Source organism: Mesorhizobium sp. M0159, assembly GCF_040322295.1.
In the GTDB taxonomy this organism is placed as follows: domain Bacteria; phylum Pseudomonadota; class Alphaproteobacteria; order Rhizobiales; family Rhizobiaceae; genus Mesorhizobium.
Genome location: NZ_JAMYTF010000003.1, coordinates 279,341 through 291,507, shown reverse-complemented (window position 1 = coordinate 291,507; position 12,167 = coordinate 279,341). Strand labels below are relative to the sequence as shown.

Here is a 12,167-nt window from a genome sequence, read left to right as displayed (position 1 = left end):
CTGATCGTGCTCAAGAGGCGGCGTCGCTCATCGTCGAGGGGCGGTGCCGCAGATGCCGCGACATCCAGTATTCGAGTGCCGCCAAGGCACGGATGATCGCGAAGTTCAAAGTGAGATAAATGGCGCCCGCGCAGATGAAGACTTCAAAGGCGCGGTAGGTCTGGGAGATCAATCCCTGGGCAATTCCAGTCACCTCCATCAAGGTCACGATGGAAGCCAGAGACGTGCCCTTGATCATCAGGATGATTTCATTGCCGTAACTCGGCAGCGCCTGGCGAAAGGCCAGCGGCAGGATAACGTGCCGATAGGTCAAATAGGTGGACAGGCCGACAGACCGGGCCGCCTCGACAAGGCCGCGTGGCACCGATTGAATCGCGCCGCGGAGGATTTCGCTGCCATAGGCGGTGGTGTTGAGTGTCAGCGCGATGATTGCGCACCAGTAGGGTTCGCGGAAAACGGCCCATAATCCAATTGCCGACAGTTGGTGCCGGAACTGACCAAGGCCATAATAGGTCAGAAAAATCTGCACCAGCAGAGGCGTGCCCCTGAACACGGCAACGAAGCCACGGATCGGCAAGACGACGAAGGGCGATTCCGATTGCTGGGCAAGCGCCAATGTGACGGCAAGAACGAAGCCGGCAACGATGGAAGTCAGGGCCAGTTCCATCGTGAGCGGCAGGCCGACGAGTAGCTTCGGCAGGATTTCGAGGAAAAAACTGAAATCTATCATGCCGACCGGACGCGCCACGGCGCCTTCCGTTCCAGACGGTAGAAGGCGTGGCCCGTGACGGAAGCGATAGCCAGATAGAGCAAGGCTGCAGCAATGTAAAAGATGAACGGTTCACGGGTCGAACCTGCAGCGATCTGCGCCTGGCGCATCAGTTCAACGAGGCCGATTACCGATATCAGCGACGAGTCCTTCAGAACCAACTGCCACACATTGCCGAGACCTGGCAGCGCGTATCTCAGGAGCTGGGGAAAAATAACCTGTCGCAGCCGCTGCAGCCGGTTGAGACCAAGCGCGCAAGCGGCATCGTGCTGTCCCTGGTCGATGGCGAGGTAAGCCCCTCGATAGACCTCGGCTTGATAGGCGCCCGAGATGATCGCGATAGCCAAGGTTCCAGTGGCAAAGGCCGGAACGCCGACGAATCCGGACCCACCCAGGCTATGACCAAGCGAGGTCAGGGCGACGCTTCCTCCATAGTAAAGCAGATAAATGGTCAGAAGGTCGGGCACGCCCCTGAAAACCGTGCAATAGCCAAGGGCCAAGAACCTCAATATTTTGGAGTTGCGGAGACGCCCGGCCGCTGCCAGCCCGCCAAATACAGCGCCAAGCGCAAAGCCCAGCACGGACAGGAGCACTGTGACCGAGGCCGCCATGAGAAGAGCAGCCCCCCAACCTCCGTGCTGGAAACCAAGCAGCCGGAATGCGTCAACCATTGATACCCCCGGCATTGATACCCCCGGCAGGACGAACGGCTCAGCTCCGGAACGTGGTCAGGAATGGCCGTTCGCCGGCAAGCGCTTACTTGACTGGAGTGACGTCGCTCTTGAGCCATTTAAGCGACAGGGTTTTGATCGTGCCGTCGGCGGTCGCGGCGTCGATGGCGCCGTTGAGCATGTCTTTCAGCTTGGTGTCCTCTTTGCGGATACCGGCCCCGGAGCCAAGACCGAAGAGACCCCCGACAAATCCTGGTCCTGCAAGCGTATAGTCGCTGAACTCCGGCTTGCCCAGCGTGGCGGCCAGCGCTGTCTGTTGCGCGAAGAGCGCGTCGATGCGACCCGCGGCAAGATCGAGATCGTGTTGCTCGGTGGTCTTGTATTCGCGAATCTCGGCGACGTCCGAGAAGTATTTTTTCACAAATTCCAGGTTCGCCGTTGCAGCCTGAACTCCAATGATCTTTCCCTTCAGCAATGGCTTGAGCTTGTCGATTGCCGCCTGCGCAGAGGGTTCATTCTCCAGCTTCAACCGCTCGTTGGAGATGCCGAGCTTGCCCAGTTCGCTATCCTTGGCGACCGCGAAACCTGAGGGATCCACGGCATACGGCTGGGTAAAGTCAATGATCTTCAGACGTTTTTCAGTGATGAACATGCTCGCCATGATCACGTCGAACTTGCCGACGGTCAGCGCGGGGATCATGCCGTCCCAGTCCTGTGCGACGATCTTGCACTCGATCTTCATTCGCCCGCACAGATCATTGGCGAGATCGACTTCGAAGCCGTCCAGCTTGCCGTCGGCTGTTGTGAAATTCCAGGGCGCGTAGGCTCCTTCGGTGGCAATGGTAATTGCCTTTGGTGTTTCTTGTGCAACGGCGGCCTGGACCAGGCCGAACAGGACCGACGCAATGGCTGCGATGCGGCTAATTTTCATATCATTCTCCTCTTTTTGCCGGTATGGCAGTTCCCTTTCGTCGTGCCGGATTATCTTCCGGCTTCAACGAGTTAGATGGTATTCCCTAGCGGCGGCCGGGACTTGCGAAGTTGGCCAGAAGCGGCGCCGTCTCGACGATATGATCCCGCATGACGATCTCAGCCTTGCCGGCATCACCTGACCGCAGCACGTCGATCAGGATCTCGTGCTCGGCACGCGCGCTGGCGGGTTTGTCGACATAGTCGAACCAGATGCGCAGGTAGGGCTCGATCACGACGTGCAGGCTGACAATCTGCCGGACCAGCTTGGGTCTGTTGCTCAATTGGCAAATCTGCAAATGGAAGGCCTGATGGCGCACGACCCAGTCGCTGCTGCCGGTCTGGCTGGCGCGCTCCATCCGGTCGAGCTGGCGTTCCAGTTCTTCAAGCACTTCGACATCGATGTGCGGCATGGCAAGCCTCACCGCCAGCCCTTCGAGCACCGAGCGTATTTCAAATGTTTCGTAGATCTCATCGAGGGTAAGCCCGGCGACGATGCAGCCACGGTTCGGGCGAATGACCACAAGACCTTCCGCGGCCAGTTGGCGGAATGCTTCGCGAACCGGCATGCGGCTCATGCCGATTTCCGTCGCGATCTCTTCCGGGATCAGCCGGTCCCCGGCCCGATAACGCCCCATCCTCAGGGCCCGCTGAATGTGGCGATAAGCTTCCTCCTCGGCGGTCGTGATGCCCAACGGCTCGATTGCGTCAGCTGCCATGTCTTGGGTCCGATCAGAGCGTATCTGTGTATCCACTTATCCAGTTCTCGAAGCCTGTGTCAAGCTCCGATGCTTGGGCGCTTTAGAATTTCTCTTGTGAGAATAAGCACTTGGTAGGGGAAATCGGGCTAAGCACACTGTGATCAGCTAAGCCGCTGATCGGCCTACTTTTCAACATCCGGCAAAAAGGCCCGCCGCTCCATTTGCGAAGCGGCGAGGCCCCATATTCGGGGACGATTGCCGGGATTCCCCGGCATTGCCTACAGTGCAATTCAGGTGCCAGAATTGTTGGCCCAAAACGGGTCACCGCACCGGAGGCGCGAGCGCGGACCTTCCGCGATCACGCTACTGCCGCGCATTGCCGTTCCTGCTATGTTACTTTGCGGCGGACGTAATTTTTCCGCCTGGCCGGCGCCCCATCAGGCAACTTACCCCAACGCGCCCCCAAGTGGCGCCGGCCATTTTCCCCTTATTGGGGCACGGGCGCGCCGATTCCGTTATGCGCTTTCGAGCTATGGCAATCCGCCGGCGAGCCGCTTTGTCCAGCCTGCAACCGTCAGTCCGCACGCGATTCCCGCGCAGTCGGCCACCCAGTCGAATAAATCCGGGTCGCGCCCTATCAGTTGCACGGCCTGAAGCCCCTCGATCGCCGCACCCGTGAGAACGAGGAGTACGATCAGCTTCGCCTTGCGTTCCGGCCAGCCGAGACTTCCGAGAGCCGCCAGGACGACGAAGGCGGCGGCGTGATTGAGCTTGTCGTGATCAAACGTGAAAGCCAGGCCAAGACCCTGCAGGAGTTGCTCCGGCAGAAGGGCGAACAGCAGAACGCCGGCAAACGCGGCCGGAAAGGCAATCCTTGCCACGATCTGATAAGAATCCAGGCGCAACAAGGATAGAATGGCCTTTCGTCCGAAATCTGCAGGGAACACCGGCCGCTGAATCGAGAGCGAGCGCTGCGTCCAATTTCCGCCGTCGGGGCGTCCGGTGCATCGTCAGAATGAATGAATGCCTCGGGTCAGCCGCTGGGCAGGCCGAACTGCTGGGGAGGGCTCTGCAATGGTGCGGCTTCCGCGATCACGCAATTACCTGCTGCGCCAGCGCGGCTACTATCTGGCTGCGGCGGACCTGATTTCCGCTTGGCCGGCGCTGCGTCAGGGCACCTTACCCCATGCCACACGAATCGGCGCCGGCCAGAATTCCATCGATTGCGTGATGACCGACCCGCGTCAAAAAAGCCCGCCGCCCTGTCGGACGACGGGCTCCGTTGCCTGGGCGCCAGGGCGCCGCGGTAGCGACAGATGCTACTACTGCTCCCGCAGGTCTCCAATATGCTGCTGCCGAACGGCGTTGCGCATCGGCTAAACAAACGAAGCCCGCGCCTCTGGCGGAGGGCGCGGGCCGATCGGGTTGCACCCGATCTGCAGCAGAATCCTGGGAGGTTCCCGCTGCTTAAGATAACAATTAGAGACTTCTAATGTTCCGCGCCAGGGGAAGATGCCGCTGCACCAGAAATCTGATGATGGTCGGCGCGATGATGATCGAGCCGTCAGTTCGTGCGCAAGTCGATCTGGAAAATCCGCTCGTCGAAGTGCCGCGTTTCAACGGCAAAGGTCAAAGCCACTTCAAGGACCAGACCGCCACGGTCGTCCCGGACCTTGACTGCAATCCTGCGATGAGGAAGGCCATCCCTGGCCATCTCGGCCAGTGTGCGAAGGGCTTCTTTCCTGACCAGCGGGAGATCGTCATATAACGTTCCCTGATCGTCGGAATAGACGATTCCGTCTTCATCGGAATCGAAGAAGTAGCGGGGCATTGCGCTTGGCCGAAGCGGCGGCATCCGGGCATGTTGTCGATAGCTGGCCGGATCTCGGCCGATCGCGATCAGTGCCTCTCCACCGTTGGCTTGGCCGCCAGCTCACTTGCGCTCGCGCAATGCCTTCACCGCCTGCGAGAGGATCATCCGGTCGCCGCCGGTCCTTTTGATCAGCTTGCTCACCTGGCTGGGCGAAACACCATTTTCCCGCGCGAAATGTTCGACCTCATAATATTCATCCGCCGAAACGCGATTGCGGTCGCTGAAGTCTCGCTTGCTCTTGTCGTCGGGCATTTCCGCTCTCCTCGCCCCTTCTCTTCGCTTCAGGGGGTCAACTTTGGTGCACGCAGCAATTTGAGGGTTCGCCCGCCACAAAGTGACGCGCGAACCCTTATCGGCGCAGGAAGGGACAGGGCTGCGCAGATGCCGGGTTCGATCGGAATGGAAACAGCCAGGATCGGTGCGAGCAACCGTCGACCTTTTCCATGGAATCCTCCCGGAACGTGCAGCCAGCAACGGCTAGGTGCCGCGGCGGTTCCGGGTCACGCGGCAAACCCACCCTTTGCGCACAAGGATCAGACTTAGGTCCTGCGGCAACACGTCGGTTGGTCCCTGCCGGGCGGGACCGAAGCCCGGTCGACGGAACGTTTTCAGCTGCCTTCCGTTCGAGTGAGCCTTGGCGCGAAGAGCGGACCGAGTTCGCAAAGGAGACGACCATGAGAATGCATCTTTCCACCGCGGTGGCGGGATTTCTGCTGCTGGCAGGCCTCGGCGCCGCTGCAGCGCAAGACGTTGTCATCGAACCGCAGCAGGAAACGGTCATCAAGGAGTATGTGAAGAAGCAGCCGCTGGCCTCGGTGAAAATCCCTGGGGTGGAGCTCAATATCGGCTCGACGCTTCCCGATACCGTCGAGCTTCATGAAGTCCCCAGCGTCAAATACCGCTATGTCATCGTCGACAACCGCACCGTCGTCGTCGACCCAGGCACGCGCAAGATCGTCAAGATCATCGAGTGACGTGAAAGCTCGGGCAGTCGTCGCTCAGCAGGAACCCGCCGTACCGTCGAGGGCCGGGGGGCCTCACAGGCAGTTTCAATGCGAACAATCAGCAGACTTTTTGATTCCCATGACCAGGCGGCGCGTGCCGTCGAAGCGCTTCAGGCGGCAGGGATCGCCCGTCACGAAATCAGTGTCATCGGACCCTACGATGACGAAATCGGCGCCGTCTTGCGCGGTCCAGGCACCGGTGCCGCCCTTGGCGCGGCGGCGGGTTTGTTGGCCGGCCTCGGCGCCTTTGATATCCCCGGCATCGATCCCCTCGGCGCGGGATGGCTGGCCTCGGCCCTCGTCGGTGCAGTCCTGGGCGGCGTTGCCGGCAGGCTTTTCGGGACATCGTCCGGTACCGGCAAGCAGCCAGGCCAGACGAATGCCGCACAAGGTGTGATCCTGGTGCTGGCGCATGTCGATGAAAGGCAGGCCGACTCCGCACAGGCGGTGCTTGGGGCTTCCGTTCAGGCAACGCGGTCTTTGGCCAGGGCGGCATGAAGATTCAGCTCGGGCAAAGCGCTTGACCAGGCCGCGCAGCGGGGCGGCGATCCAAGCGCGAATTCAAAAATCTCTGGCAAGCCGCCGCCAGAAAGTGTTGAACACCGTGCCGATCACATTCGGCGAGCGGTTGCGCTCGGCGAGGCTTGATGATTTGCTGTCGGTTTGCGGAGAACGAATAATGCATGAGCCTGTCGGTCAAGACGAATATGGGTCGACCAGCCCGTTCGATCCGGACGATCTGTCGAGGTTGAACGCAATCGGCCCGAGCGCCGGCAGCAACGATTTCGAAAAATACGCAGTCGCCGTGATCATCGTGTTCGGCGCCCTGATCATCGGTGGCCTGATGGCTGCCGGCTTGAGCTTCGGGCGCCGCAGCACCTTCTTTTTCGCGCTTGGTGGCGCCACTGCAGCATGGATATCCGGCAATGCGCTTCTGCTCGACCGGCCGCGCATCTACGCGCTGTTCGTCGGCATCGCGGCGCTGATGCTGATTGCGTCGACAATCGCGCTGGTCACCTGAAGCAAGGCGCAATCTTCTTGTTGACCATGATCTTATCCGAAAACCGGTTCCCACTTTTTGGGGTTTAATACCCGATAGCCTTGCCGGCTGCGGCGCGGCTGTCGATGGCGCCATTGTAGCGGGCGCCGCCACCCTTCTCGATTTCCGCCAGGCTCTTGCCGCCGACCAGGATGCCGGCCGCCTGGCCCCAGGTCGTGTCGGCAAGATCGAGGCGGTAGCCCATGCCGGTAAGCAGCTTTTCGGTATCGGGCGACAGGCCGAAGGGTTCGATATAGACCGTGTCAGGCAGCCATTGGTGATGGATGCGCGGTGCGTCGATGGCCTCCTGGATGTTCATGCCGTGATCGACGACGTTGACGATCGCCTCCAGCGTGATGGTGATGATGCGTGAACCGCCGGGGCTGCCGATGACCATGAACGGCTTGCCGTCTTTGGCGAGGATGGTGGGGCTCATCGACGACAGCGGCGTCTTTTTCGGCGCAATCGCATTCGCCTCGCCCTGGACCAGGCCATAGAGATTGGGCACGCCGGGTTTCTGGGTGAAATCGTCCATCTCGTTGTTGAGCAGGATGCCGGTGCCGGCGGCGACAACGCCGGCGCCGAAAGAGCCGTTCAGCGTGTAGGTTACCGCGACGGCATTGCCGTCATTGTCGATGATCGAAAAATGCGTCGTCTCGTTGCTCTCGCCAAAGCCCTTCGGCATCAATTCCTGCGACACGCCGGCCCGGAACGGATCGATCTTTTCGCGAATTTCCCTGGCGTAATTCTTGTCGAGCAGTTTTGCGACCGGATTGTCGATGAAGCCGGGATCGCCGAGCGCCGAATTGCGGTCGACATAGGCGTGGCGCATCGCCTCGACCATGACGTGAACCGTCTCGGCCGAACCGGCGCCGAGATAGGACAACGGATAGAACTCAAGCACGTTGAGGATCTCGCAGATGATGACGCCGCCGGAGCTCGGCGGCGGCGAGGAAATGATCTCGTAGCCGCGGTAATTGCAGGTCGCCGGCTTGAGCTCGCGCACCGCATAGTTTTCGAAATCAGCCCTGGCCAGAATGCCGCCCTTCTCGCCACTCGCCTTGACGATGGCGTCGGCGGTCGCGCCTTTGTAGAAGGCATCCGCCCCGCGTTCGGAAATGGCGGCAAGCGAAGCCGCGAGATCGGGCTGAACAAGGCGCTCGCCGACAGCATAAGGCTTGCCGTCCGGCTTGAGGAAAATGGCCGCCGCCGCTGGGTCCCTGGCCAACCGCTCCGCGCCGCCCTGGAGCGAGGCCGCATCGCCCTGCTCCAGCACGAAGCCTTCTTTGGCAAAGCGGATGGCCGGCGCCAGCAAGTCCTGCCGCGACAGCGTGCCGTATTTCTCCCGTGCCATTTCGAAACCAGCGACCGAGCCCGGCACGCCGACCGCCAGATAGCCGTCGAGACTGGCGCCTTTTACCGGCTTGCCGTCCTTGTCGAGATACATGGTTTTGGTCGCGGCCAGCGGCGCGCGCTCGCGAAAATCGAGGAAGGTCGAGCGGCCGTCGTTGAAGCGGATGGTCATGAAGCCGCCACCGCCGATATTGCCGGCGGTCGGATAGACCACGGCCAGCGCATAGCCGACGGCGACCGCGGCATCGACCGCGTTGCCGCCCTGCTTCAGCACCTCGACGCCGACCTCAGACGCAAGATGCTGGGCGGTCACCACCATGCCGTGCTCGCCCTTCGCCGGCTGCGGCGAGGCGGCATAGGCGAGGAAGGGTACGAAGGTCAGGGTGAGGGAAAGGCTTACGGCGATTAGGGTTCGGCGGGTGTTGTGCATGGCCGTTCTCCGAGCGTGGGGGTGTGCCTAGGAAACGCGCTTGGAGCGGTTGAGTCTACTGCGAAGATCGAAAGAATCGGGAGGGTTCGCACGCCTGTGCCGGTTCGCCTCGCAACCGCCGTTGCAATCTTCGGCGACTGCAACGGCATGATGGGGTGGACGGCGCCCGACGGCATCGGATGTGCCAGAATGAGTTCGTTGAGATCTCAAACAAGGGAGCCGTCCGTGGAACACCTTATCCGTATTGGCATGGATACGTCCAAGAGTGTTTTTCAGCTGCATGGTGTCGACGCTGCGGAGCGTTCGGTGCTGGTGCGTAAATTGCAACGGCGGGCGGTAGTCCCGTTCTTCGCCAAGCTTGCGCCGGTGAGGATCGGGCTGGAGGCGTGCGGCGGCTCGCATTACTGGGCGCGCACGCTGTCGGGGCTGGGTCATGAGGTGGTGCTGATCGCGGCGCAGCACGTGAAGCCATATGTGCGGCGCGGCAAGCATGACGCGGCTGACGCCGAGGCGATCTGCGAGGCGATGAGCCGGCCCAGGACACGCTTTGTTGGGATCAAGAGCGGCGAGCAGCAAGCGGCGCAGATGCTGTTTGGGGTGCGCGAGCAGCTGGTGCGGCGGCGCACGCAGCTTTCCAACACGATCCGCGGCTACGCAGCCGAATTCGGCCTGGTGGCCGCACAAGGCCTTGCCCGCATCGAGCCACTGCTGGCCCGCATTGCCGGCGACGCGACGGTGCCGGGGCTGGCAAAGGAACTGCTTGAGACGCTCGGCGAGGAATACCGCGCGGTGTGCGCGCGATACGCGGCAATCGACAAGAAGCTGTTGGCCCATCACCGCAAGGACGAGACTGGACAGCGGCTGGCTGCGATGCCCGGCGTCGGGCCGGTCGTGGCGAGCCTGCTCGGCGTCAAGGTCACTGATGCGACAGCGTTCGGCTCGGGACGCGACTTCGCGGCGTGGCTGGGGCTGACGCCGAAGAACCATTCGACCGCCGGCAAGAACCGGCTGGGGGTGATCACGCGGGCCGGCGACGAGATGCTGCGGCAGGCGCTGGTGGTGGGCGCGACGGCCCACATCCAGCAGGTGCGTCGCGGCCGCGCCAAGGCCTCGCCGTGGCTGGCGGCGTTGATTGCGCGCAAGCCGCCGAAGCTGGCGGCTGTGGCGCTCGCCAACAAGACCGCCCGCATGGCCTGGAAGATGATGATCACCGGCGAGCCGTACCGTTGCGGCCTGGCGGGCAACCTGACGCCTCCTCGCCGCCCTCAAGGCCGCTTCGCGCCGCCTACGGCGGTGGCCTGCGGCCAGCCCTGACCGCGGCTCAGCACGGCGCTGACATGCCCGGATAGGCCGCAACGGAGGAACACCGAACACAAGCTCTTGCAACGGAAGGAAGATGGCGTGATCGATCGATCCGTGACGCGCGAAACTCCGAGGGATCCATTGGCCAACGAAACCGCTGGCATGATTGGAACGGGCGTCGCGAACCCCACCTTGGCCAGCGGCCGCAAGGACCGTGCTCAAAGGCCGGACATATGGACGCAAGCGATCGAAAACGACGCAAAACAACCGTTGCAGGCAGGCGCCGTCCACATATAGATCCTAGGGTCTGCGCTGCGCTTCGCGTTCGCTCTGCCCTAGGATGACGAAGCGAGGTGACGCTTCCCGCCAATCTCCAACGTCCGCGACTGGTTCTTGTACCACCACGCGTTCGTCATCCTAGGGCGGAGCAGGAGCGAAGCGACGTAGCGGAGACCCTAGGATCCATGCCGTAACTTCTGAGCGCCGCAGCGTTGGTAGCAAGGCCACGCTTCATCGCGGCTCCCAGAATTTTCACGTTACAGCAATTTTGTTCTTGCTTTGTGCCGGCAGCTATGCTATTAATCTGGCTGTGGTGCTAATTGGCTCCAACGACCCGCCCTTCGTGGCGGGTTTTCATTTTCACCAACATCAAACAATCCCGCCGCCGACGCTCGCCACGGCCGGCCGTTCCGCTGCAAGCTTCGCCCGGTAGCCGGCGGCGCGGTAGGCGGCGACCGGATCGATGGCGCCGCCGGTCTTCAGCCGCGCCATGGCAAGGATCGGCTCGACGTCGGTGCGATAGGCTGTCTTCAGCGTCTGCGTCGCCATCAGCGCGTCATTGGCATGCTGGAAACCTTCGAGCGCCTTGCGGTCGACCAGCAGCGCCTGAGCATAGGCGCGCTGCACCTCAATTGCCGACAGCATCAGGCTTTCGATCGGGTCGGTGACGTTGTGGCTCTGGTCGAGCATGTGAGCCGGATCGAACCCTTCTGCACCTGAAAGCTCGGCATCGACGAGTTCGTTGAAGACAAGGAACAGCCGGTAGGGATCGATCGAGCCGGCGTCGAGGTCGTCGTCGCCATATTTCGAATCGTTGAAATGGAAGCCGCCGAGTTTCTTGAACTGGATCAGCCGCGACACGATCATCTCGATGTTGACGTTGGGGGCGTGATGGCCGAGGTCGACCAGACAGAACGCCTTGTCGCCAAGCTCTTTGGCGATGATGTAATTGGTGCCCCAATCCTGCACGACGGTCGAATAGAAGGCCGGCTCGTACATCTTGTGCTCGGTGAACAGTTTCCAGCCGTCCGGCAGTCCGGCATAGATCTCCTTCATCGCGTCGAGATAGCGCTCGAATGCCTTGGCGAAATTGACCTGGCCGGGAAAGTTCGAGCCGTCACCGATCCATACCGTCAGCGCTTTGGAGCCCAGCGTCCTGCCGATCTCGATGCATTCGAGATTGTGCTCGACCGCCTGCCGGCGTGTTGCTGCATCGGCATGCGACAGCGAGCCGAATTTATAGGAAAGTTTTTGGTCGCTGGCGTCGGAGAAGGTGTTGGAGTTGATGGCGTCGAAGCCGAGGCCGAAGCGGGATGCCGCCTGCTTCAGCCGGCTCGGATCGGCCTTGTCCCAGGGAATATGCAGCGAGACGGTCGGCGTCGCCTGCGTCAATTGCCGGATGACGGCGCAGTCCTCGATCTTGTCGAAAATGTCACGCGGCTCGCCGGCGCCGGGAAAGCGGGCAAAGCGGGTGCCGCCGGTGCCGACGCCCCAGGACGGGATGGCGACGGCGAATTTCTCGACCTTGTCGCGGATGGCGTCGATGGCGATGCCGCGGCGGTCGAGGCGCTCGCCGAGAGACTCGTAGTCGCGTCTGAGGTCGGCATCGCGCGCGGCATTGTGCCTGTCGACGAGGTCGGCGGAGATGATGGTTTCGGACATGGTGGTTTCCTCCCAATTTGCGTTGGTCGGCGCTGCCCCTCACCCTTACCCTCTCCCCGTAAAAACACGGGGAGAGGAGGATCACCGGCGTTGTAGCGCTTCCCTTCTCCCCGTC

At 61.7% G+C, this 12,167-nt stretch carries 13 protein-coding genes; 4 read left to right on the top strand and 9 right to left on the bottom strand.

The annotated features are described in order from the left end of the window. Positions 1–10: 10 nt before the first annotated feature. The 7 genes from NKJ32_RS04990 to NKJ32_RS04960 form a co-directional block, all read right to left on the bottom strand. Positions 11–730 carry an ABC transporter permease gene (locus NKJ32_RS04990; RefSeq protein ID WP_352698254.1) on the bottom strand — a complete coding sequence of 240 codons (720 nt, stop codon included), beginning with the start codon at positions 728–730 and terminating at the stop codon, positions 11–13. After that, positions 727–1,440 (bottom strand): ABC transporter permease, encoded by a 714-nt coding sequence (locus NKJ32_RS04985; RefSeq protein ID WP_352698118.1) that lies wholly within the window; start codon positions 1,438–1,440, stop codon positions 727–729. The genes NKJ32_RS04990 and NKJ32_RS04985 overlap by 4 nt, the downstream gene beginning before the upstream one ends. Positions 1,441–1,525: 85 nt before the next feature. Beyond that, positions 1,526–2,371, bottom strand: coding sequence for a transporter substrate-binding domain-containing protein (locus NKJ32_RS04980; protein WP_352784777.1), 846 nt, complete (start codon positions 2,369–2,371; stop codon positions 1,526–1,528). An 85-nt stretch (positions 2,372–2,456) separates the two neighbouring features. After that, positions 2,457–3,128, bottom strand: a complete 672-nt coding sequence (locus NKJ32_RS04975; RefSeq protein WP_352826930.1) for a GntR family transcriptional regulator — start codon at positions 3,126–3,128, stop codon at positions 2,457–2,459. Positions 3,129–3,640: 512 nt separating this feature from the next. Further along, the gene (locus NKJ32_RS04970) at positions 3,641–4,018 is read right to left on the bottom strand and encodes a VanZ family protein (protein WP_352826928.1); all 378 of its coding nucleotides are present in this window, start codon (positions 4,016–4,018) and stop codon (positions 3,641–3,643) included. A gap of 656 nt (positions 4,019–4,674) precedes the next feature. Further along, on the bottom strand, positions 4,675–4,941 hold the full coding sequence (locus NKJ32_RS04965; protein WP_352448669.1) for a DUF6894 family protein: 267 nt from the start codon (positions 4,939–4,941) through the stop codon (positions 4,675–4,677). A 102-nt stretch (positions 4,942–5,043) separates the two neighbouring features. After that, a complete protein-coding gene (locus NKJ32_RS04960) occupies positions 5,044–5,235 on the bottom strand; it encodes a DUF3606 domain-containing protein (protein ID WP_352624329.1) in 192 nt (63 codons plus the stop codon). Between the two features lie 422 nt (positions 5,236–5,657). On the opposite strand from NKJ32_RS04960, the gene NKJ32_RS04955 reads away from it, so the two are divergent. From NKJ32_RS04955 to NKJ32_RS04945, 3 genes are all read left to right on the top strand, one after another. Next, the gene (locus tag NKJ32_RS04955) at positions 5,658–5,957 is read left to right on the top strand and encodes a DUF1236 domain-containing protein (protein ID WP_352784770.1); all 300 of its coding nucleotides are present in this window, start codon (positions 5,658–5,660) and stop codon (positions 5,955–5,957) included. Between the two features lie 78 nt (positions 5,958–6,035). Next, positions 6,036–6,485, top strand: a complete 450-nt coding sequence (locus tag NKJ32_RS04950; RefSeq protein WP_352784767.1) for a hypothetical protein — start codon at positions 6,036–6,038, stop codon at positions 6,483–6,485. 181 nt (positions 6,486–6,666) lie between these two features. Then, positions 6,667–7,008: a hypothetical protein gene (locus NKJ32_RS04945; RefSeq protein ID WP_292663955.1), complete on the top strand. Its 342-nt coding sequence runs from the start codon at positions 6,667–6,669 to the stop codon at positions 7,006–7,008. 64 nt (positions 7,009–7,072) lie between these two features. Here NKJ32_RS04945 and ggt read toward each other — a convergent pair whose 3' ends face one another. Then, a complete protein-coding gene (gene ggt / locus NKJ32_RS04940) occupies positions 7,073–8,809 on the bottom strand; it encodes a gamma-glutamyltransferase (protein ID WP_352784764.1) in 1,737 nt (578 codons plus the stop codon). A gap of 225 nt (positions 8,810–9,034) precedes the next feature. Here ggt and NKJ32_RS04935 point away from each other — a divergent pair, with 225 nt between their 5' ends. Further along, positions 9,035–10,123, top strand: coding sequence for an IS110 family RNA-guided transposase (locus tag NKJ32_RS04935; RefSeq protein WP_352685161.1), 1,089 nt, complete (start codon positions 9,035–9,037; stop codon positions 10,121–10,123). Positions 10,124–10,759: 636 nt separating this feature from the next. On the opposite strand, the gene rhaI is transcribed toward NKJ32_RS04935, so the two are convergent. Beyond that, a complete protein-coding gene (gene rhaI, locus NKJ32_RS04930; RefSeq protein ID WP_352784758.1) occupies positions 10,760–12,052 on the bottom strand; it encodes an L-rhamnose catabolism isomerase in 1,293 nt (430 codons plus the stop codon). Between the last annotated feature and the right edge of the window lie 115 nt (positions 12,053–12,167).

Bases quoted from the DNA above. Each gene is read 5' to 3' on its own strand.
- NKJ32_RS04990 (WP_352698254.1), bottom strand. From the start codon at position 730: ATGATAGATTTCAGTTTTTTCCTCGAAATCCTGCCGAAGCTACTCGTC.
- NKJ32_RS04985 (WP_352698118.1), bottom strand. From the start codon at position 1,440: ATGGTTGACGCATTCCGGCTGCTTGGTTTCCAGCACGGAGGTTGGGGG.
- NKJ32_RS04980 (WP_352784777.1), bottom strand. From the start codon at position 2,371: ATGAAAATTAGCCGCATCGCAGCCATTGCGTCGGTCCTGTTCGGCCTG.
- NKJ32_RS04975 (WP_352826930.1), bottom strand. From the start codon at position 3,128: ATGGCAGCTGACGCAATCGAGCCGTTGGGCATCACGACCGCCGAGGAG.
- NKJ32_RS04965 (WP_352448669.1), bottom strand. From the start codon at position 4,941: ATGCCCCGCTACTTCTTCGATTCCGATGAAGACGGAATCGTCTATTCC.
- NKJ32_RS04960 (WP_352624329.1), bottom strand. From the start codon at position 5,235: ATGCCCGACGACAAGAGCAAGCGAGACTTCAGCGACCGCAATCGCGTT.
- NKJ32_RS04955 (WP_352784770.1), top strand. From the start codon at position 5,658: ATGAGAATGCATCTTTCCACCGCGGTGGCGGGATTTCTGCTGCTGGCA.
- NKJ32_RS04950 (WP_352784767.1), top strand. From the start codon at position 6,036: ATGCGAACAATCAGCAGACTTTTTGATTCCCATGACCAGGCGGCGCGT.
- NKJ32_RS04945 (WP_292663955.1), top strand. From the start codon at position 6,667: ATGCATGAGCCTGTCGGTCAAGACGAATATGGGTCGACCAGCCCGTTC.
- ggt (WP_352784764.1), bottom strand. From the start codon at position 8,809: ATGCACAACACCCGCCGAACCCTAATCGCCGTAAGCCTTTCCCTCACC.
- rhaI (WP_352784758.1), bottom strand. From the start codon at position 12,052: ATGTCCGAAACCATCATCTCCGCCGACCTCGTCGACAGGCACAATGCC.